Annotated in this window: 20 protein-coding genes and 1 tRNA gene; 17 read left to right on the forward strand and 4 right to left on the reverse strand. The window is 49.3% G+C overall.

The features are described 5' to 3' along the window. Positions 1 to 265 precede the first annotated feature (265 nt). Entirely contained in the window at positions 266 to 2902 is a 2637-nt protein-coding gene (locus ACZ481_RS04865; RefSeq protein ID WP_464769039.1) for a phosphoenolpyruvate synthase, read from the forward strand. A 42-nt stretch (positions 2903 to 2944) separates the two neighbouring features. On the opposite strand, the gene ACZ481_RS04870 is transcribed toward ACZ481_RS04865, so the two are convergent. Then, complete coding sequence (locus ACZ481_RS04870) at positions 2945 to 3817, reverse strand: LysR family transcriptional regulator (protein ID WP_464769040.1); 873 nt, start codon at positions 3815 to 3817, stop codon at positions 2945 to 2947. Positions 3818 to 4014: 197 nt separating this feature from the next. On the opposite strand from ACZ481_RS04870, the gene ACZ481_RS04875 reads away from it, so the two are divergent. From ACZ481_RS04875 to ACZ481_RS04910, 8 genes are all read left to right on the forward strand, one after another. Continuing rightward, the gene (locus ACZ481_RS04875) at positions 4015 to 4470 is read left to right on the forward strand and encodes a MarR family winged helix-turn-helix transcriptional regulator (protein ID WP_464769041.1); all 456 of its coding nucleotides are present in this window, start codon (positions 4015 to 4017) and stop codon (positions 4468 to 4470) included. Positions 4471 to 4524: 54 nt separating this feature from the next. Further along, positions 4525 to 5361 (forward strand): MBL fold metallo-hydrolase, encoded by an 837-nt coding sequence (locus ACZ481_RS04880; protein WP_464769042.1) that lies wholly within the window; start codon positions 4525 to 4527, stop codon positions 5359 to 5361. Positions 5362 to 5641: 280 nt separating this feature from the next. After that, entirely contained in the window at positions 5642 to 5935 is a 294-nt protein-coding gene (locus tag ACZ481_RS04885) for a LysM peptidoglycan-binding domain-containing protein (protein WP_464769043.1), read from the forward strand. A gap of 366 nt (positions 5936 to 6301) precedes the next feature. Continuing rightward, the gene (locus ACZ481_RS04890) at positions 6302 to 6460 is read left to right on the forward strand and encodes a hypothetical protein (protein ID WP_464769044.1); all 159 of its coding nucleotides are present in this window, start codon (positions 6302 to 6304) and stop codon (positions 6458 to 6460) included. Between the two features lie 288 nt (positions 6461 to 6748). Further along, positions 6749 to 6955 (forward strand): DNA-directed RNA polymerase subunit omega, encoded by a 207-nt coding sequence (gene rpoZ / locus ACZ481_RS04895; protein WP_464769045.1) that lies wholly within the window; start codon positions 6749 to 6751, stop codon positions 6953 to 6955. A gap of 29 nt (positions 6956 to 6984) precedes the next feature. Continuing rightward, a tRNA-Met gene (locus ACZ481_RS04900) sits at positions 6985 to 7060 on the forward strand. A 1220-nt stretch (positions 7061 to 8280) separates the two neighbouring features. After that, positions 8281 to 9984, forward strand: coding sequence for a methyl-accepting chemotaxis protein (locus ACZ481_RS04905; RefSeq protein WP_464769046.1), 1704 nt, complete (start codon positions 8281 to 8283; stop codon positions 9982 to 9984). Between the two features lie 198 nt (positions 9985 to 10182). Beyond that, positions 10183 to 10731: a DUF6155 family protein gene (locus tag ACZ481_RS04910; RefSeq protein ID WP_464769047.1), complete on the forward strand. Its 549-nt coding sequence runs from the start codon at positions 10183 to 10185 to the stop codon at positions 10729 to 10731. Positions 10732 to 10742: 11 nt separating this feature from the next. Here the strand turns inward: ACZ481_RS04910 and ACZ481_RS04915 are convergent, their stop codons facing one another. Then, the gene (locus tag ACZ481_RS04915) at positions 10743 to 11438 is read right to left on the reverse strand and encodes an ArsR/SmtB family transcription factor (RefSeq protein WP_464769048.1); all 696 of its coding nucleotides are present in this window, start codon (positions 11436 to 11438) and stop codon (positions 10743 to 10745) included. A gap of 115 nt (positions 11439 to 11553) precedes the next feature. Between ACZ481_RS04915 and ACZ481_RS04920 the strand changes: the two genes are divergently transcribed. Continuing rightward, positions 11554 to 12414 carry a 4Fe-4S binding protein gene (locus ACZ481_RS04920; protein WP_464769049.1) on the forward strand — a complete coding sequence of 287 codons (861 nt, stop codon included), beginning with the start codon at positions 11554 to 11556 and terminating at the stop codon, positions 12412 to 12414. 38 nt (positions 12415 to 12452) lie between these two features. Here ACZ481_RS04920 and ACZ481_RS04925 read toward each other — a convergent pair whose 3' ends face one another. Beyond that, positions 12453 to 13040, reverse strand: a complete 588-nt coding sequence (locus ACZ481_RS04925) for a CBO0543 family protein (protein ID WP_464769050.1) — start codon at positions 13038 to 13040, stop codon at positions 12453 to 12455. Positions 13041 to 13054: 14 nt separating this feature from the next. Next, complete coding sequence (locus ACZ481_RS04930) at positions 13055 to 13624, reverse strand: CBO0543 family protein (RefSeq protein ID WP_464769051.1); 570 nt, start codon at positions 13622 to 13624, stop codon at positions 13055 to 13057. Between the two features lie 31 nt (positions 13625 to 13655). Between ACZ481_RS04930 and ACZ481_RS04935 the strand changes: the two genes are divergently transcribed. The 7 genes from ACZ481_RS04935 to ACZ481_RS04965 all read left to right on the forward strand — a co-directional run bounded on the left by ACZ481_RS04935 (position 13656) and on the right by ACZ481_RS04965 (position 21394). Continuing rightward, on the forward strand, positions 13656 to 13790 hold the full coding sequence (locus ACZ481_RS04935; protein ID WP_464769052.1) for a hypothetical protein: 135 nt from the start codon (positions 13656 to 13658) through the stop codon (positions 13788 to 13790). A 72-nt stretch (positions 13791 to 13862) separates the two neighbouring features. After that, positions 13863 to 15158 (forward strand): ankyrin repeat domain-containing protein, encoded by a 1296-nt coding sequence (locus ACZ481_RS04940; RefSeq protein ID WP_464769053.1) that lies wholly within the window; start codon positions 13863 to 13865, stop codon positions 15156 to 15158. 171 nt (positions 15159 to 15329) lie between these two features. Next, positions 15330 to 16616 (forward strand): homocysteine synthase, encoded by a 1287-nt coding sequence (locus ACZ481_RS04945; RefSeq protein WP_464769054.1) that lies wholly within the window; start codon positions 15330 to 15332, stop codon positions 16614 to 16616. A gap of 269 nt (positions 16617 to 16885) precedes the next feature. Then, the gene (cooS, locus tag ACZ481_RS04950; RefSeq protein WP_464769055.1) at positions 16886 to 18835 is read left to right on the forward strand and encodes an anaerobic carbon-monoxide dehydrogenase catalytic subunit; all 1950 of its coding nucleotides are present in this window, start codon (positions 16886 to 16888) and stop codon (positions 18833 to 18835) included. Continuing rightward, positions 18832 to 19836 carry an ABC transporter substrate-binding protein gene (locus ACZ481_RS04955; RefSeq protein WP_464769056.1) on the forward strand — a complete coding sequence of 335 codons (1005 nt, stop codon included), beginning with the start codon at positions 18832 to 18834 and terminating at the stop codon, positions 19834 to 19836. Before cooS ends, ACZ481_RS04955 begins: the two co-directional genes overlap by 4 nt. A 6-nt stretch (positions 19837 to 19842) precedes the next feature. Continuing rightward, complete coding sequence (locus ACZ481_RS04960; RefSeq protein WP_464769057.1) at positions 19843 to 20604, forward strand: ABC transporter permease; 762 nt, start codon at positions 19843 to 19845, stop codon at positions 20602 to 20604. A 13-nt stretch (positions 20605 to 20617) separates the two neighbouring features. Then, on the forward strand, positions 20618 to 21394 hold the full coding sequence (locus ACZ481_RS04965) for an ABC transporter ATP-binding protein (protein ID WP_464769058.1): 777 nt from the start codon (positions 20618 to 20620) through the stop codon (positions 21392 to 21394). Positions 21395 to 21408 lie beyond the last annotated feature (14 nt).

A 21408-nucleotide genomic window follows, 5' to 3' on the forward strand; every position in this document is an offset into this window, starting at 1 on the left:
TGAACCAATATACCTGTGTACTTTGTCTCAGAATCGTGCAGTCGGAGCACAAACAGCGAGTGGAATATAAGTGTGCAATTGGAGGGGAAGGTATTATATGAATCAACAGAATGCTGGCAAAAAAAAGTGACAGAAAAGGAACGTCCCCTATTGTCCTATTGTCGATGGGCGCCAAGCAAGGCGATGTTGCACCATTTATAAAACTAACATTTTCGTAGCACAATAGGAGGAGCTATTACCATTTATTCGTGAGGTGGAGTTGTAAATGCAGGAGTATGTCCTCTTTTTTGATCAAATTAACCGGTCAAGTCTTGCTCTAGCGGGGGGGAAGGGCGCCAACTTGGGTGAAATGACGCAAGCCGGTTTGCCTGTGCCTGGTGGATTTTGCGTTACAACCTGGGCGTACCAGGATTTTATTGCTACTAGTGCAAAAATGGAGGATTTTTTTGCGGAATTAAACGCCCTTGACCTGTCCGCTTTACACCAGCTGCGGGAGCTGGGGCAACGTATACGTGATCATTTGCTGCAATTAAGCATCCCGCCTGCAATTACCAGGCAAATTATAAAGGCCTGGGAAAAGGCAGGGGTGGAACATTCTTATGCCGTCCGTTCCAGTGCAACCGCTGAAGATTTGCCAAACGCTTCCTTTGCCGGGCAGCAGGATACCTATCTAAACATTAGGGGGCAAGAGGAACTATTGCACCATATCCGTAAAGGCTGGGCATCCCTGTTTACGGACCGTGCCATTGCTTACCGGGTGAAAAACGGCTTTGATCACCGGGCGGTTTATTTAGCTGTTGTGGTTCAAAAAATGGTGATTGCGGACATTGCCGGGATCATGTTTACCGCTGATCCGGCAACCGGCAATCGCACCGTTGTTTCCATTGACGCAAGTTTCGGGTTAGGCGAAGCGTTAGTGTCCGGGTTAGTGTCTGCCGATCTATATAAGGTCAAGAATCTCGCTATCCTTAGCAAAAAAATATCCCAGAAGAAATTAGCCATTTATTCTGTACCTGCAGGCGGCACCATCACCCAGGAACTCCCGCTCGCACTGCAAGCGCAGCAGGTCCTAACCGACCACCAGATCATTGAACTGGCTGCTTTGGGCAAGAAAATTGAGCAGCATTATGGCCAGCCGCAGGACATAGAATTTTGTGTGATGAATAACGAATTGTTTGTAGTGCAAAGCCGGCCCATTACCACCCTATATCCTTTGCCGGCTATGCCAATGACGCCGGTGCGTGTACTCCTGTCGTTCGGGCATGTTCAAATGATGACCGATGCCATGAAGCCCTTGGGCCTGACAGCCTGGAAAAAAATCTTTTCGGACAGCTTGTTCAGAGAGGCCGGAGGCAGACTGTTTATCGACCTGTCAGATATTCTTCAGCATAAATTAGCGCGCATACTTATCCCGAAAATACTGACGATAGCCGATGAGCCCATGAGCCGTGCCCTGGATGCCATTGTCAATCGCCCTGAATTTATTAAGCGCCCCCGAGCCGCGGAGCCGGTTACTTTTGCGGCGGTTCGCAAACTGGCAGCACCCATTATCAGAAAGATGTGGGCCAATCTTCGTCATAAGAATCCGGAACTTGCCCGGGCCCAGGTGGAAGCATATATGGAGGAACGCACCAGGAAGACCCGGCAGGCTCTACGCGGAGTTCGGGGCGCTGAGCGAATAAAGGCTGTGCAACAACAGTTAGACACGCTGTTATTAGATATTGCCGACAATATCCTTCCCTATGTTGCTGCCGGCGTGATCGCCTATAACTCACTAAAAAGAATAATCCGCCGCGAATTTGGCGATGTAGAGCAGCTTAATAAATTAAACAAGTCTCTTCCCGGCAATATAACCAGCGAGATGGGATTGGCGCTGGGGGATTTAGCTGATAAGGCGCGGGATTGGCCTGAGGTGCAAGAGTATCTTAAAAAAGCCAGTGATCAAAATTTCTATCTGGAGCTTGAGCAGGTGCCGGGCGGAAAACCCTTCAGCCGGGACTTTGCAGAGTTTATTCATAAATATGGAGTGAGATGTCCCGGGGAAATTGATATAACAGCCCCCCGCTGGCAGGAAGCGCCAACACGTTTGGTGTCCGCGATTCTCAGTAATATACGCAGCCTGAAGCCCGGGGAGCACAGACAGCGATTTGCCGCGGGGGAAAAAGAAGCGGCAGCAGCGGCAGCGCAAGTGTTGCAGGCGGTAAAAGGGAGTTACAAAAGTAAGCTGGCCTCCCGCTTAATTCACGTATATCGTCATTTAGGCGGCTTGCGGGAACACCACAAGTTTCTAATCGTCACCGTTTTTGGGGCCTGTAAGCAGGCAATTATGGCTGAGGCCGACTGGCTGGTAGAAACCGGTGTTTTAGAAGCAGCGACAGATGTCTATTTTTTGCGGCTGGAAGAATTGTACCAGCTTTTGCAAGGTAGTTTTGACGGGAATGTGATTGCTTTGCTTGCCGAACGCAAGGCCCAGTACCAGCGGTACCAACAGCTAAAGCCGCCGCGGGTCATGACAAGTGAAGGTGAAATCGTTGTTATTCCTGCCAGGAAAGATTATGTGCCTGCAGGCACGCTGCCGGGCAGTCCAGTGTCGGCAGGCGTTGCCGAGGGGACGGCCCGTGTCCTGCTCCGGCCGGAAGACGCGGTGCTTAATGAAGGTGAGATCCTGGTTGCGCCCCATACTGATCCCGGCTGGACCCCTTTATTTCAATCAGCTATTGCTATTGTTACGGAAGTTGGCGGGCTGATGACCCATGGGGCCGTGGTCGCCCGTGAATACGGCATTCCGGCCGTAGTGGGAGTCGATGACGCAACAAGGCTTATTAACGATGGAGACAGAATTCGCGTCGATGGCGTGCAGGGATTTGTAGAGATTGTAGCCCGTAAGCAAAAGAAAATATAGGCGGCGGAAAAGGGACCAGAATGACGTTCGCCGCTCATTATTTTAAAGTAATGTTTTTCTATGATGCAAATAATCCAAAAACCGTTTGACGGCAGGGGCGGCATGGCGGGTATCTTTCAATACAATACCTAGCTTACGGTAGGCGGGGGTGTCCAATTCCTTCTTGACGATTTTGTAAGGTGTACGGTGCAGTACCAGCTCCGGCAATATGCTGATACCTAATCCGCTTTCGACCATTGAGATAATAGCATAATCATCCCTGGCCGTGAAGCGCACATGGGGCTGAATACGATTAGCCGCAAAAATCTCTGTTATTTCATTGTCCGAGCCCACTGCTAATAAAATAAACGGCTCATCCGCTAACTTGCTGATTGGGAAATATTCGCATCCGGCAAGCGGGTGCTGCTCCGGCAATATCACCAGCAGCCGGTCCTGTTCCAGAAAAATGCTCTCCAAATTGGCCTGTGTGGGCAGGCGGAGGAAGCCGCAGTCCGCCCGCCCTTCGATAATCCAGTTTTCAATCTCGGTATAATCGCCATGCAACAGTTCAAAATCGATTTTCGGGTATTCGTCCTGAAAGGTCTTTATCAGCTTGGGCAGCCAGTGTACAGATACACTTGTAAACGTGCCGATTCTAATGATGCCGGCTTCCAGACCATGCAATTCTTCGAGCTTGGCGATAACCTCTTGGTTGGCGTTGCAGACACTGCGGATAAGCGGCAAAAGCTGTAAGCCCCCGGAGGTAATGCAAACGCCGGAGCGGTCCCGGGTGAGCAGGGTAACACCCCACTCGCTTTCCAAAGCATTCAGCATATGACTGATCGCCGATTGCGTATAGCCAAGTACCTGCGCTGCTTTCGTAAGGCTCCCGTATTCTACTGTTTTCAGAAAGGCTTCGTACTTTTGAATATTCATCAAAACCATCCTTATTAAATAATGTCATTATAATAGATAAAAAGATGAATTTTTATAATTATTTTTTATAGTATACTACATTTTGGCAGAAGGCAAGCCGGATCGTAGCTGTCTGCAAGCTAAAGGCGGATTTGCTGCTGGCATTAGTGGTGCGGCGCCGTTTTGACAAAAATTGATTTAGATGCTAAACTAAATTTATGAAAAATAACAATAGCGATCAGGACAACCGGCAGAGCTCGCTTAGTCTTAGTATTGGCCGGTTGATTATGCAGCTCAGACGCCTTGAGCGCGTTCCGCGCCGCTTTGGTGCCGCTGGTCCTTTAACCCCTGGCGAAATTCACACTATTGCTGCCATTGGCGGTGAAGACGGTATTTTCATGAGCGAATTGGCGGCCCGTTTAGGTGTGACTAAGGGCGCGGTCACTCAGCTTGCGGGCCGTCTGGAGCAGAAGGGTTTGATCCGGCGGCGGTCCGATTCGGTTGATGCCCGGGCGACAATCATTTTTTTGACGGCAGCCGGCGTACTTGCTTATCAGGCCCATGAGGAAATGCATCTAAAGTTTTACCAAAAACTCAGTGGTCAGCTGACTGCGCAGGAAATCAAAGTATTTGTAAACTGCATTGAAAAATTATGTGATGCTTTGGCGGAATAAATTTTTTAAAAAATTAGTTTAGTATATAAACTATTGGGAAAAGGGGGCAGAAAAATGCAGGTAAAAGCGACAGTCTTATGTGAAAACACGGTGTTCAGCAACATCGGTGCGATCGCCGAGCACGGCTGGTCTGTCTTTCTGCAAACCGGACAGGGCAATTTTTTGTTTGATACCGGGCAAGGAAAGGCGCTGATAAATAATGCAAAATACTTTAAGCAGGACCTTGCCGCAATAGATGGTATTATCTTAAGCCATAACCATGTTGATCATACCGGGGGGTTATTGGCTGCTGTTACTATGGCGGCTAAAAAACCGGTCAATGTATATGCCCATCCTAATTTATTTGCTCCGGCCTATCTTAGGCGCGGGGGCGCCAGCAAATATATTGGCGTTCCGTTTGCCCGTGACGAACTGGAAAGTCATGGTGCCTGCTTTACATTCAATACCGAGTTTGCCGAAATCGCCCCGCAGATGTATTTAACCGGTGAGGTTCCCCGCGTAACGGACTTTGAGCAAGGCGACGACGATATCGTATTACAGACGGCAGCAGGCTATGTTAAAGACCCCGTTATCGATGATCAGTCCGTCATTATCAGGACAGACCAGGGGCTTTTTATTATCCTTGGCTGCTCTCACGCCGGTATTATCAATATTCTTGCCTATGCCTGTGAAAAAACCGGCGAGGAACGGATACACACGGTTATTGGCGGCACTCATCTTTGGTCTGGGAGCGAAAAACAAAAAGAAAAGACTATTCAGGCCCTGCAGCGAATGAAAATTGAACGGCTTGGAGTCTCTCACTGCACTGGCTTTGAAATCAGTATGCGCCTGGCCGGCACCTTCGGGTCAAAGTTTTTTTACTGCAACGTAGGCACTGTGATCGAAGGGTAGATTCCCGGGACTGCGGTCCTTTGATCCCGGTTTATGGCAACACTGCAAGGAACTTAGGAAAAGAGTAAAGTGGCTGGTTTGATGCTGCTTGCCAGTGGCATTGCCTCCCGCCGGCCAATAAACCTTCGCCTTTACCGGGCGAAGGTTTATTTGTTGACAGCCACTGTTCAATGTCGTTTTGAGAATTAACAACAGCGCACGTCGGGGCATGTTTCGTAAATTCCAGTCATAGAATGTACAAGCAGCCTTAACTGGCAATACATCTACTGGAGGGTTCAATTTGATGAAACAATTCCTGATCATTATCTTACTGGTTGCACTGTTAGCCAGCTGCGGCAATGGCAGTTATGAGGGGGCGGGGACTTTGGTTACTGAAACCTATGTTGTGCAGACAGGCGATACGCTATGGGCAATATCGGAGCAATTTATGCAGAAGAATACCTACGGACCGCGGGATATCCGCGAATTCTATCATGGGGTGATTGAGCTTAATTATGACACGGTATTCAAGAACCGGCAGCCGGGGGAGATTCGCCCGGGGGACCGTTTGCAGATTAATTATTGGACCAAATAAAAAAAGACCCGCAATGGCGGGCCTAAGAAAAATTTTACTTGCATCAATTCAAACGCCTTAGGAATACTCGCTTGCTTTTAAAACACTATCCGCTGCTTAAAGAGCACTGTGAAAAATCGGTTTATACGGAAAGCGACAATGCCAACGCTGATTTTGAATTTTAAGGCAAAGTATTTTGAGGGTATTGAATGATATTGTGAAATAAATGTATATTTTTCAGCCGCTCTCAATTCCTGCATGACTTACCCTATTAATGATTACTGCCGCCCTTCAGGAGCGGCTATTTTTCATAAAATATTAATATACTGCAAACGCATGTTCCGTGTTATAATAAATTAATAGCTTTTATAAAAGGCAGGGAGCAGTGTGCAAGAGCAAAAAGAATCATGGAAAGAAGTAGAACGTTTACAAGAGATACTTCATGAAACAATTAGCAAGAAGGGTGTTAGTTCGCCCGAAGCCAAACGAGCAATTGAAGCGTTTAGAAACAAGATGCAAGAATATAATAATTCGGTAAAACCTTAGCGTCCTTCGGGCGCTATTCTTATGCTAACCCAGGCGGTGAACCATGTCCCGCTTGCCAGTCGGATATTAAGGAGCACGGGAAAGCCATTGTTAAGGTTAGCGTTTAGATTATTTTAGCCCAGCTCTGACCAAATACAGAGACGAACCTTTTTTATTTTTATAACATGAGATATTTATCAGCGATGTGTGCTATAATAATTATATCACTTGATGTTGATATAAAAACTTAACAATAATGTAAGAGGTGCAATGGTTATCGAGGTGAACCAATGAAAAGAGGTAAAGAAAATGATTAATCCATCATTAGAGGTTTTGTTAGACAAAGTTGATGATAAATATACTCTGTGTGTTGTAGCGGCTAAACGCGCTCGTGAACTCTTAAGCCGTGGCGAAATTTTGGTAGATGGTAAGCCTCAAAAGCCAGTTAGTGTTGCCTTAGCGGAAATTGCTTCGGGGAAAATAACCTATCAGCGAACCAAAGTAGGAATTAAGTAGCTATAAACAAGGGTAATAATATTATATATCGCGGGGTGGAGCAGTTGGCAGCTCGTCGGGCTCATAACCCGAAGGTCACAGGTTCAAGTCCTGTCCCCGCAACCACGAAAGGTAGCCGCCTGGTAGATTTTATTTTTAGCAGGCGGCTTTTTTATTATTCCAATATGATATTTTGTATTTACGGATAATCAAAAATATGGTATAATTAAATCATAGAAGGGAGGTGCAAAGTGGACGCTAAACCATGTTTAACGTTCACAGTCAATTATGACAAAATGGGGTAAACTGACTCTGCTATCTACGGCCATACTTGCTACCGGCATGGTATTGAGAATGGCATGGAATCTGGATAACATTCTTATCCTCCTGACCGGCATTTTAATTGGCGTCTGCTTTGTTGGGGCGATGGTGTGGTGGAGGGATCGGAATTGGTAACGAAAAAGCGTGGCGGAGTGCGCCCGGGAGCTGGCCGGCCAGCAAAACAGCCAGAGGACGTTTTACAGCGTAGGCAGCGCCAGCTCCGGGCCTTTGATGATGAGTGGATAATTATAAATCAGTTTGCGGACCTGGTAAAACACTGGGATAAAGAGAAGTGTAAAGCGGCATTGGATAAGCTGATGAGCGAACGTGACCAGGGTTAAGCCGTCCGAGCAGGGCGGCTTTTACTGTTCTGAAATGGCTGGTATAATTAATGCTTATTTAACCTTTCTTATATAACATAGGAAGGGTTTTTTTATTAAATAAAAACCATGCAGATCTTTTAAACAGTTAATTTAGTAGCTCAATAGTAACAAAAAGTGCAAAACCCCCGCAATATAAGGAAAATATCTTAATCCAATTTTAATTATAATATAACAATACATTCTTGTTTATTTGTTATGATTACATTAGCAACTACATAATTGTTCACCCGCCCCGGCAAGCGGGAAAACGATATTGAACGGCGAGGTGCTAGCTGATGTCACAAGTTAGGTTTAGGGATGTTTTAATACTGCTGCTTCAGTCTTTTATTGTTAGTGGCTTGTTATTGCTATTGTTTTGGCCGAGAAATTAAATCAGGCGGAAGTTTGCAACACAATAGGCCGGCAGAAAACACTGTTGACTGATGTGAGGACATACCATGGCTTTCAGGCATTTACTATTGGAAAGCCATTTTTAAATAAATTGAGGCGAGCTAGTTGAAAAAAGAGGTGCAAAGCCGTGAGTCGGAAGGAGAGGGCTGTCTGCGACTGCCTGGTTGCTCTTGTGAAAGAATTTTTGCAAGATGTTTAACCGGGTTTTTTAGTGCCTTAATTACAATTCATATTTGACAGGAGATGCTAACAATGAAGGTTAGACGATATCCATTTATTGTGCAGTTAATCAGTATGTTTGCCGGCACCATTCTGCTTTTTCTTGCGGTATTGGGATATGCGTTATACAGCTACACAAATATTACGGCTTTGACTGTGGGGTATAGTAACAGCGTCAATCATAGCACAACTGAATTAGTAATGCTTAAAGACGGACATACGAATTTTACCCGGGCGCTTTTAAATATGCGTGGCTTTCTATTTTATCCGGATGGTGCCGTTCAATATGAACAAGGTTACCGGGACTATTTTAAAAGCAGCTATGATATGATAAAAAGCTATAATGTAAAAGCACAGCCGCCGAACCCGGAAGCTCAGCAACTGGAAGCATGGCTGGCAGAATATCAGGAAATCGGCAATAAGGTGATAGCTGCCAAAAAAAATAATGATCCGAATCTGAATCAGATCGTGAGTGCCGGGAGGCAGCTTGTCGATAAAATTGATACCCAGTTCGTTGCTGTTGCCAAAAACCAAAGCAGTGTGATCAATGCTGATAGTGAACAATTAATTGACCAGTCCCAAAAGCAAAATAAAATCATAATTATAGTTAGTATAGGCGTGACCCTTCTTGTCATGCTTCTGGCCGTGCGGTACAGCAGAAGCATTGCCATGCGCCTGAAGAACCTCAGACAGGAATTGTCGGCCATCAGTTCTTTGGACTTAACCCATAAGGATGTTCATGCGACCCGCAACGATGAAATCGGGGACATGGCGGAAGCTATAATAGCCATGAAACAATCTTTACGCGAGATCGTGAGCCGGCTAGACAATAGTGCGACCACACTGGCCACTTCCAGTGAAGAGTTGGCCGCCAGTTCCGGCCAGGCGGCGCAGGGAGCCAATCAGGTCGCTGCGTCCATTACCGAAATTTCAGCCGGGGCCGCTGCGCAATCGTCGGCAGCCAATGAAGCTGCCGCAAAAGTGGAGCAGTTGTCGGACGGAATGCAACGGGTTGCTGTTAACATCAACCAGGTGGCTGCGCAGTCGTCACAGACTGCCGACCAAGCGCAAAGCGGTGATGTCGTCATTGTCACCGCAGTCGGGCAAATGAATTCCGTGGAGGAGCTGACCCAGCTTACCGCGACCGCTATTGGCAAACTAAACGAAAAATCGAACGCAATCAGTCAAATAGTTGATACCATTGCCGGTATTGCCGGTCAGACCAATTTACTGGCTCTGAATGCCGCCATCGAAGCGGCCCGGGCCGGAGCAGCGGGGCGAGGGTTTGCCGTTGTGGCGGAGGAGGTGCGTAAACTGGCTGAACAAGCGCACGCAGCCGCCCAAAAAATTACGGACCTGATTCACGAAATCCAGGGTGACACGGCAAATGTGGTTCAGATTACGGAACAAGGCGCGCAGGAAATCCAAAAAGGAGCGGCAATGGTTGATACTGCGGGTCAGGCTTTTCGGGAAATAAGGTCTTTGATTACGGCGGTTTCCCAACAGGTACAGGAAGTCTCCCTGGAGATGCAGCAGATATCTGCCGGCAGCCAGGACATTGTTGCTTCAGTAAAGACAATGGATGAGCATAACAAAAAATCAGCGGCTGAATCACAGAACGTTTCGGCAGCAACGCAGGAGCAACTGGCCTCGATGGAGGAAATGGCGGCTGCCGGTAAGACCCTGGCTCATTTAGCGCAGGATTTACAGGTGATAGTTGGCAGTTTTCAAAAATAAAAATGCGAACATAACAAGACAACAAAGATCCGAAGCCTTTTACTGAAGGCCCCGGATTTTTTTTGCGGATGGCAAGAATACAAAATAGTATCACTTTTATAAATTGTCCTAACAATATGATAAAATATAAATAATAGAACTATTTTATAACTAAGGGTCTTGGTTCCGGAATTAAAATATGTGTAAGGGTGTGAAAATATGCAACAGTTAAAAGTAACTGACCTAAAAAAGCACTTGATGAGTAAGACGCAACCGGATTTAATGAAAGAAATACTGCATTTATGCAAAGTGTTCCCTGAGGTAACAGAATATTATACGCTAAAACTTGCGCCGGCTACGGAACCCCAAATTTTAGCAAAATATAAAAAAATAATCAAAAATGAATTTTTCCCGGTCAGGGGATTGGGCAAACTGCGGTTCTCGATTATAAATAAGGCGATCAGCAATTTTAAGAAGATTTCCGGCAATCCGGGCCATATCGCCGAATTGCTGGTGGGGTGCGTCGAGTACGGGGTTGAATTTACCAATACATACGGCAGCATAGACGAGCGGTTTTATATTAGAATGGCCGCGATGTACGAGGATGCGGCTGCTTATGTAGCAGAAAAGAATTTAGAGGCGGCATTTCAGCAGCGTTTGCGAGACTTGGTCGATGCGAGTGCGGGAACAGGCTGGGGTTTTTATGAGGAGTTGACGGAATTATATTATTCCTATTTTACAGATGAGGACGAGGCGGAAGAAGAATAGCCAGAGGAGGGTTAATCGGAATCAAATGTTAGGCCAAACTGTTCCGCTAAACCTTTGACTCCGGCTGCAGTTACCCGTACCGCCCGGCCGTCGGGCAAGTTTTCAATCCATTTAAGCTCAAATAAGCGTTTGGCAAGGGCGGCTCCTAAGCTGCCGGCCAGGTGATGGCGCCGTTCGCTCCAGTCTAAGCATTGACGGGCAAAATAACGGCGGCTCTTTGGGTTTATTGCGGTTTCCACGCCAAATTTCTGTAGCCAGGTTTTACCGGCGGCACTGACGATAAAATCCTGACCCGCTTTCTCTAATAACCCCATTGCCAGCAGCCGGTCTGTTAAGGCAACGCCGATTTTGCCGGCCAGATGGTCATAGCAGGTCCGGGCAAACTGCAAGGCGAGCAATTGATCCGACTCCCGGAGAGACCGCACCGGTTTGGCCGGGGAAATAGTCTGCAGTGCTTCCAAGGCCTGGCCAACCTCGCTGCTGGCGAGGCGGAAATACTTATGGCGCCCATACGTTTCCTGGATAAGCAGGCCGCCTTGCACCAGTTTGGCGAGATGGGCGCTGGCCGTTTGCGGCGATATCCGGGCGGCCCGGGCCAAATCGCCGGCCGGTAAAGCTTTTCCTCCCAGTAAGCTGACAAGCATAGCTGCCCGTGACTGATCCCCGATCAGCGCGGCCACCTCCGCCAGATTAGGATTTGCATGCATTGGGATCCACCTCCACACATAACAATCATACTTCGATAATAACCGAATTGTTGATATGTTACAATAGCGCAAAGAGAAAAATTTAGGTGGCGGTTGGCGCGAGGGAGAGGACAGTATGATTGAACTAGAACATTTTATTACAAAACATGGCCGGATTGAACAGCGGCAAACAGGCTTTGTCGCCGTGCGCATCCGGACTATTGCCGGTAATCTGACAAGCAGCCAGCTGCGTCAGGTAGCAGAGCTGTGCGACAGATATGGCCGGGGGCAACTCCATATTACAACCCGGCAGTCGGTGGAAATACACTGGGTGCAGGCCCACCGGCTGCCTATTCTTTTCCGGGAGATACATGATCTGGGGTTGCTGCTGGCCGTGCGGGGGCCCCGGCTGTTAACTGTTATTGGTTGTCCGGGCCGGGGGCTTTGCCGGCGGGGAATCAGCGATACCGCCCTGTTGGCTGCTCAATTGGATGAGTTAATGGTGGGCCGTGCATTGCCTGGCAAAACCAAAGTCGCCCTTAGCGGCTGCCCCAATTCGTGCGCAAAACCGCAAATCAATGATATTGGCCTTCATGGCGTTACCATCCCGGCCGTGGCTGCGGGGTGCACCGGCTGTAATGATTGTGTACAGGGGTGCAATGCGGCGGCGATTACGGTTCAGCAATGTACACCATATATTGACAGCACCAAGTGTGTCGGCTGCGGACTATGTATAAAAAATTGCCCCCGGCAGGCGGTGGTTGCCGGGCAGCAGGGATATGCGGTATATGTCGGGGGGAAAATTGGCAGGGCACCCATGGTGGGAACGAAAATTTTTCCAGCTATTCCTGAACAGGAGGCCGTTGCTTATATTCAGGTTATATTAGACGTCTATAACCGGCTGAGCCTTAAGGGCGAACGAATCGGCACGCTGATCAAGCGGATTGGGGTGGAACCCTTCCGGCAGGAAATCCTTATGCAGAGGGATATGCTTTAACAAAATGCCTGGGAACATTAATGTTCCCAGGCATTTTGCTACTCTGAGCCTGACACCGGGTTTAGATTGCGTTTGGCGTTGTCCGCAATCTGATAGATTTTAATCACCAGCCATCTGTTGAATACTGCCATCATAATATAGATGGGAAAGCCGTAATAATACTTCCATTTTAGCACCTGGTAGAACCCTCCCCAGACCAGGAGCGGCTCAAAAACAAAGCAAAATACAGTAGCCATAATTACTGTTGCCCGTACAAAACTGTTCCAGGTTTTAAAATACTGGTAAATCAGAGAATAGATGACAGGCAGACTGGCTAAGTCAACCGCTGTCAAGGGAGGGAAGATTGGGATTATGTCAACTGGATAATCCCATAAGGTTAATTCCTCGCCAAATTCATCCAGGACAAGGGTGATTATGGTGGTTAATCCCGCATAGAGGGTGATTTCGGGCAGCCGCTTTTTATCCACCAGCTTACACCAGGCCAACAAAGAACAGGCAAATACCCCCAGCTGAAAATACCATCTAAAGTCGAATAGATCTTTGTGCAGCCAGTCATCAATGCGCAGGCCTGTTAATAGCTTCTGCAGCTCCACGGCGGTCAGTACGCCTGTTTCGGGAGAAAGCAAGGGATGATACCTCCTTAATTTTGGCGTTCCTGAGCCCTGGCGGCAATGTCAAGCAGCGTAAGCACTGACCACCGGATGAATAACGCTACCGTAAAATATAACAGGAAACTATAGTAATATTGCCAGGCAAGCAATTGATAAAGATGGAACCAGGCCAAAAGGGGCTCCAGGACAAAAGCAAGCACGGCCGCAATAACTAAACTGGCACAGCAAAAACTTTTCCCGGCTGGGAAGTGTTGATACGCAATGGAAAAACAGGCAGGCAAGGCAATTAAGTTTATGGCTGTGATCACCGGAAATATGGGAAAAAGGCAGACCGGATAAGTCCATAGTGTCAACTCTATACCATATTCATCAATACCCATGGTGATAATTGTTGTCAAAACCGCATATAAAACAACCTCCGGCAACCGCTGCTTATTGAGCAGTTTCCACCAGGCAGCTACAGTCAGGCTATATAAACCCAGCAGGAACCACCATTCGAGCTGAAACAGCCCTCTCTGCAGCCACGTATCCAGGTGAGCCGCCGTAAGCAGCTGTTGCAGCCTCATTTCAGCCGCTATTCCTGACACGGTAAGTAACATCGGCATTCTCCCCCGGCAGTAAACATTTGGCATGGATTATTATGCCACAAGGCTTGTTGTAATATCCGGCATGATCCTGCCGGCCGGAGCCGATTTGATTAAAATCGCAGCCCCTGCTATTATTGAACAGGCCGATATGCCCGATATTACTATTGTGGAGCGCTAACTATTGGTTGCTGGCAGTAAAGCGGCAGCCCCTGTAGCATTAATCTAAAAAATATGTGTGGAGAGTAGACCTATGTTGCTTGATATTAAGGGTAAGCTGAAGGCAATAATAAATAACGTTAAAATTCCCAAGCGGCCTGCTGTGGTTATACCGGCCTTGGCCGGTGTCCTGGCCCGGGCAAAACTAACGGCTGCGGCCGACAAAATCCAGGCCAGGCATCTGATTTATTTAGGGTTGATTTTGCTGCCGGCTGTAGTCAGTCTGGGGGCTTATTACGGTATTATCCACAGTATGGATCAGCTGGCGGCCGCTGACCGGCCTGAGAACCGGCTTAGGCGTATGGGGGTGCATTTTACGGCCGAGGATTTTGTGAAGTATGCCGGCCGGGGGGAAAAAGAGATTACTGCGTTGTTTATTGAGGCCGGAATGGCGCCGGATACATACCGGCAAAACGACGGCTTTACGCCCCTGCATGCCGCCGCTGCCTACGGCCGGAATCCGGTTGTGCGCCTGCTGGCAAACAAAGGTGCCGACCTAAACGTACGTGATAAGGACGGCCAGACCCCGCTGATGAAAGCTGTCGGCAACAGCCAGGCAGATGTGGTTGCGGCCCTGCTGGAAAAGGGGGTGGATATTGGCGGCGCTGATTTGCAGGGTAATACGGTGGCTGCTTTGGCTAAGGCCCGCAATGACCGGAAAGTGCTTGATATATTTGTACAAGCCGGTGTGACGGCGGTTAAAGAGGATAAAGCCGCGTCTGCCGGCAACGCAACAAATAAAAATCAGGACCAAGCCAATGGGAATCAGCGGGTTCAACTGGTCAAGTCTGCGGCTGCCGCCGGCAGGCCCGGTGCCGGGGCGGCCATCGCCGCCGCAACCCCGCCGGGGGAATTTACACTGGCGGCCGGTTACGCCGGTAATATTAAGGTAGGCGATTCGGCGGAAAGCCTGTATCAACGCTTTGGCACGCAGGCTGTCCGGGCGGGCGAAGCCTATGTTGGCGGCAGAATGTATAAGGTGCTGCGGGTTTATGATCAGGACGGCGAGCTGCCGTCGCTGACAGCTTTCGTTGCCCAGGCTAATAACAAAGACGCGCCGGATCAGATCATTACGGCTATACGCCTTTTTGACAAGCGCTATAGAACCGCTGACGGTATTGGCGTGGAGGCTACGTTGGGCGACCTGAGGCAGGCTGGCGGTATCAGTTCAATCGAGTATACGGATTCGCTGTACGCGGTAGCCTATGGCAGCAGAATGCACTATGAACTCGATATCAGCCCCGAAAATTTGCCGGTAGACTGGTTAAATGGCGGCAGTACAAGCTCCCTGCCGGATAATATGAAAATCAGGAGTGTTTTTCTGTTCTAGTTCGTTTTTTATTGACAATATTGTATGCAATATGTTACTATCTTGTTACAACATTACAGGTTTCATCCAGGCTGATTAGACAGACTAAAGGCCCAGGAATTGCTCTAATAAGCAGTTCCTTGGGCTTTTTATAATGCTCAGAAACTTTTAAACATATAGGAGGTCAACAAAATGGCGTTACCTGAGAACCTGAAATTTAACACCCTGGCTGTTCACGGTGGGCAAGAACCTGATCCGGTTACCGGCTCCCGGGCGGTTCCAATCTATCAAACGACGTCCTACAATTTCCGTGATGCCGACCACGCCGCCAACCTGTTTGGTCTGAAAGAATTCGGCAATATTTATACCCGGCTGATGAATCCGACCACCGATGTATTTGAAAAAAGAATTGCCGCCCTGGAAGGCGGTGTAGGCGCACTGGCTTTTTCGTCAGGCCATGCGGCTATCAGTGCGGCTATTTTCAATATTGCCCAGGCCGGCGATGAAATTGTCAGTTCGTCCACATTGTATGGCGGAACCTATAATATGTTTGCTTATACCCTGCCGCGGCTGGGCATTAAGGTAACGTTTGTTGATCCCAGTGACCCTGAGAACTTTGCCAAGGCAATCACCCCTAAAACCAAGGCTCTTTATGCTGAGACGATTGGCAATCCCAAAATTGACGTTCTGGATATCGAAAGTGTGGCTGCGATCGCTCACAATCATGGGATACCGCTCCTTATTGACAGTACCTTTGCCACCCCGTACCTTTGCCGGCCAATCGACTTTGGCGCTGATATCGTAATTCACTCGACAACCAAATTCATTGGCGGTCATGGCACGTCGATGGGCGGCGTTGTTGTCGACAGCGGCAAATTCAACTGGGCTAACGGCAAATTCCCGCTCCTGTCCGAGCCTGACCCCAGCTATCATGATTTAAGCTATACTGCCGCCTTAGGTCCACAGGCGTATATTATTCGCCTCCGTGTTCAGGTTTTGCGGGATTTAGGCGGCTGCGCCAGTCCGTTCAATAGTTTTTCCTTCCTGCAGGGGCTGGAGACGCTGCACCTGCGCCTGGAGCGCCACAGCCAAAATGCCCAAGCCGTTGCTGAGTACCTTGCCCGGCATGAGCTTGTTGCCTGGGTCAGCTATCCCGGCCTGGAAAACCACCCTGATCATAAACTGGCGAAAAAATATCTGCCCAAAGGCGCCGGCGCTATCCTGACATTTGGCATCAAAGGCGGCTTAGAGGCGGGCCGGACATTTATTAACAGCCTTAAGTTGTTCTCTTTGTTAGCGAATGTAGGTGATTCCAAGTCGCTGGTTATTCATCCGGCCAGTACCACCCACTCGCAGCTGACGGCTGAGCAGCTGGCAGCTGCCGGTGTTACCGATGATATGGTGCGGCTGTCTGTTGGCATTGAGGATGTGCAGGATATTATCGGTGATCTTGAGCAGGCTTTTTCAGCAGTTAAATAATGATTCGTAATGGCAAGAGTCGAACTAGTTATCCATTAGCTTGTCAGTAAGTCTGAAGGCTAAGTTCGCTTCCAGAGCGTCCTTGGCCTTTTTTCTTTACAATGCCAATATAGATAATATATTGAATAATTATTGACAGGCTATATAACTAATGCTAGTATTTGTACTGACAAACACATAGCGACTGCTTATCTGTCATAATCGGGCTCCTTTCTTTATTGAAGGAGCTTTTCTGCTAACAATAATCGACATAATTTGAGGGGGTACAAATGAGCTTCGAGGCTATTAACGAGTATCGCAAAACCTTTCCGTCCAAACAGCAAGTAATGGAACAAACGCCTGACCCCGGTGTCAGGGCGATGCTTACGCATCTGGAGGAGGCCGGCATTCCCACGGCCTTTGACCGGTTTGATGCCCAAAAGCCACATTGTTCCTTTGGTTTGGCCGGCATTTGCTGCCGGATTTGTAATATGGGGCCGTGCCGGATTACTGACAAAAGTCCCAAAGGTGTGTGCGGCGCCGACGCCCATGTCATTGTGGCCCGTAATATTTTGCGCTGGGTGGCGGCCGGGGTGGCAGCCCATGGGGCGCGGGGACGGGAAGTCCTGTTAACCCTCAAAAAAGCGGCCAGCGGCGAATTGCCGATACCGCTGCTGGGGCCGGAAAAGGTCCTGGCGACAGCGAAAGCGTTCGGGATTTATCAGGAAGACAAATCAATTGCCGAGCTGGCGGAAAGCCTGGCCGACCTGCTGCTTGAAGACATGTCCCGCGCCGTGCCGGCACCGCACCGGACGATTACGGCCATGGCGCCGCCGGAACGGGTCGAGACCTGGTCCAGGCTTGATATTATCCCCATTAGTTCTTATCATGAGGTATTCGAAGCCTTGCACCGGACCGGAACAGGCACCGATGGTGACTGGGAGAACCTGATGAAACAACTGCTGCGCTGTGGACTGGCTTTTTCCTGGAACAGTGTGGTTGGACCATCCATTGCTGCCGACTGTCTTTATGGGCCGCCCAAACGCAGCCAGATTGAAACCAATTTTTCTTCTATCAAAAAAGAGTATGTCAATATTGCCTTGCACGGGCATTCGCCGGTGCTGCCGTCGGCTTTGGTACAGGCCGCCCGGGACCCGGAGCTTATTGAACTGGCCAAAGCCCAGGGGGCTGCCGGCATCCGGCTGTATGGCATTTGCTGCTCCGGCCTGTCTTCCTTGTACCGCTACGGCGAGGTCCATCCCCTGAGCAATGCGCTCGGGGCCGAGCTGATTATGGGGACAGGCGCCCTTGATGCCTGGGTAGCTGATTTGCAGGATATTTATCCGGGGATTATGGATGTAGCGGCCTGCTTTCATACCAAAGTCGTTACGACCAGTGACTCCTGCCGCCTGCCGGGGGCGATTCATATGGCTTTTGATCATCACCATGGCAATATGTCGGCGGCGCTCGGACAGGCTAAGGAAATTGTCAGACTGGCTATCGGCAATTACCCCGCCCGTCAGCAGGAGAATGTCTATATTCCTGAAGTCGGCTTAGAAGCTGAAGTCGGATTTTCGGTTGAAAACATAACGCAGGCCTTTGGCAGTCTGGATGAGCTGGCCGGACTGATTAAAAGCGGCAGGATCAAAGGCATTGTCAACCTTGTTGGCTGCAACAACCCGAAGGTTGTTTATGAACAGGCGATTCTGCAGGTGGCTGATATCCTGCTTGCCAACGATATTATTGTCCTAACTAATGGCTGTGCCTCATTTCCGCTCTTAAAAATGGGGTATTGCAGCCCCAAGGCGTTGGCGAAAGCCGGACCGGGGCTGCAGGAAGTGTTAGGGGCCAAAAGCCTGCCCCCCGTATGGCATATGGGGGAATGTCTGGATAATGCCAGGGCTTCCGGCCTGTTTAGGGCGCTGGCCGACAAGAGCGGGCAGCCGCTGACCCGTATGCCTGTTGCCTTTGCCAGCCCCGAATGGTCTAATGAGAAAGGGGTGGGTGCCGCCCTGAGCTTCCGGTTGATGGGGCTGAACTCGTACCATTGCATTCCGGCGCCGGTACAGGGCTCTGATAAAGTAGCCGGCTTTTTTGCCAGCGACACTCAGGCCCTGCTTGGTTCGGTCATGGTAGTGGTGACAGATCCTAAGGGCTTAGGCGAGAGAATTGTCGCCGATCTGGAGCAAAGACGCAAGCAAATAGGCTGGACGTCAAATATTAAGGGGGTAAACGAATGAACCGGAGAGAATTTATCAAGAAAAGTGTTTATATGGCAGTCGGCCTGGCCGGCGGCCTGAGCCTGGCCGGGTGCGGCACCAGTACCCGGACAGGTACCAGTTCAAGTCAGCCTAAGGCTAAACAAACTATAAAAGTCGGTTACCTGCCGATTACCGATCATCTGACCATGATTGCCCATGGCCAGACTGAATTCCGCCAATTTGTACTGGAGCCGGTTAAATTTTCCGGCTGGGCCGAGCTGGCTGAGGCGCTTAAAGGCGGGGCCATCCAGGGAGCGTTTGCTTTAACTCCCATTGGCATGAGCCTGCGGCAAAAGGCAGTGCCGGTTAAGGCTGTCTTTCTGGGCCACCGTAACGGCTCGGTCCTGACGGCCAAAAATGTGCCTGAGCTTACCGGAATTGAGGATTTGCGAGGTAAGACTATTGCCATTCCCAGCAAGTTCTCCACTCACAATATTCTCATCCAGAAATTGCTGACCGAAAAAGGCATTAATCCTAATAGTGACGTGAAATTTATCGATATGTCGCCGCCGGAGATGGTGAATGCCCTGGCTACCGGCAAAATTGACGCTTTTATCGTGGCCGAGCCTTTTGGCGGTCAGGCCGAGATGCAAAAAGTCGGTAAAGTCCTGGTGCTGAGCAAGGATATCTGGCATGATCATATCTGCTGCGTCCTGAATGTGCAGGAGGAGTTAATTCAGAAAAACCCTGAGGCTGTTGAGGAACTGGTCGGCGGTCTGGCCCAGGCAGCTAAGTTCATTGATGGCAACCCGCAGGAAGCGGCTAAACTGTCATTGAAATATCTGGGACAAAAGCAGGAAGTGATTGAGCATGTGCTGACAAACCCCAAAGGCCGGATTACCTTTGACAATCTGGTACCTAATCTGCAGGATTTTACCGCTACCCAGGATTATCTGCTGCAATTTGGTATTACCAAAGATAAAATTGATCTGGCTCAATATATTGATGACCGGTTTGCCAAAAAGGCTTTCGGGGCGTGACCCGCTATGCAGACTAAGACCCTGAACAGAAGTGCCGTTTTGCCGTGGCTGGCTATTGCCGCCTTCATCGGCCTCTGGCAGGCTGCCGCCGGCTTTTATACGCCTGAACAGTTGCCAGGGCCGGCGAAAGTGTGGGCCGGTTTACTGGAACTGGCTGATACCGGTGTGTTATGGGAGCACATCCAGGTCAGCTTAATCCGCTTTACCATCTCCTATAGTCTGGCCTTGCTGGTTGCCATCCCCCTGGGACTGTTCCTCGGCTGGCATACCTATTCGCTGCAGGCCCTTGGCCCGATATTGCAGATCCTGCGGCCCATTTCGCCGATCGCCTGGTTTCCGCTGGCTGTATTGTGGTTTGGTGTCGGCAATGCGCCGGCGATCTTTATCATTTTCTTATCGGCCTTTTTTCCGGTTTTATTGTCAACAATTAGTGCCGTAAGGAAAGTGGACCCTGTGTATATTAAGGTAGCCCGGAATTTTGGTGTTGGCAAAACCATGCTGTTTACCAAGATTGTTATCCCGGCGGCCTTTCCCTATATTATGATCGGGCTTAACATTGCTATTGGCGTGGCCTGGATTCATCTGGTGGCCGGTGAAATGCTGGGAGCCCAGTCCGGGCTGGGCTACCTGATCGTTGATTCCCGTAATTTTTTACGGACAGACTGGATTATGGGCGGCATGCTGGTTGTTGGTTTGCTGGGCTTGCTTATTAATACGATAATTGGTTGGGCCGAAAAAGAAATTAACCGCAAATGGGGAGTAGGCTAAAAGAGGTGATCGCTTGGCAAAGATTGAAATAAATAATTTATGTAAAAGCTATCAGGATACGCAGGGAAATTTGCTTAATGTGCTTGTTGATGTTAATCTAAAGATTGAGGCCGGTGAGTTTTTATGCCTGCTGGGTCCAAGCGGCTGCGGGAAGACGACCCTGATGAACCTGATGGCAGGCTTTGAAAAACCAACCGGCGGGACGTTGACGATTGACGGTCTGGCTGTCAGCCGGCCTGACCCCAAGCATATTACCATATTTCAGGATTACGGGCTGTTTCCCTGGCGGAATGTCCTGGGCAATGTGATGTTTGGCCTGGAAGCCAAGGGGATCAGCAAGCAAGCAGCCCAGGCCAAGGCGGAAGAGTACCTGGAACTGGTTGGTCTAGCCCAGTTCGCCAAAAGTTTTCCCGGTCAGCTTTCCGGCGGCATGAAGCAGCGGGTGGCTATTGCCAGGGCCCTGGCGGTTGAGCCTGATATTATTTTTATGGATGAGCCTTTTGCTGCGCTGGATGCGTTTACCCGCTACCGGCTGCAGGATGAGGTGCTGAGGATTTGGACGGAAAAGCAACCAACGATTATATTTGTTACCCATGATATTGATGAGGCTGTATATCTGGCCCAGCGGCTGGCGATCATGACCCCTAACCCGGGCCGGATCCAGCGGCTTATTGATATCAAGCTGCCCCGGCCGTGCAACCGGGGGGATGCGGGCCTTGTCGCCTACCGGCAGCAGGTTTTTCAGGAATTTGAGTTGGTGCATGCCGTCAGTAATGACTATAGTATTTGATTATTAGTTATACA

It is taken from the genome of Sporomusa intestinalis, from assembly GCF_055383785.1.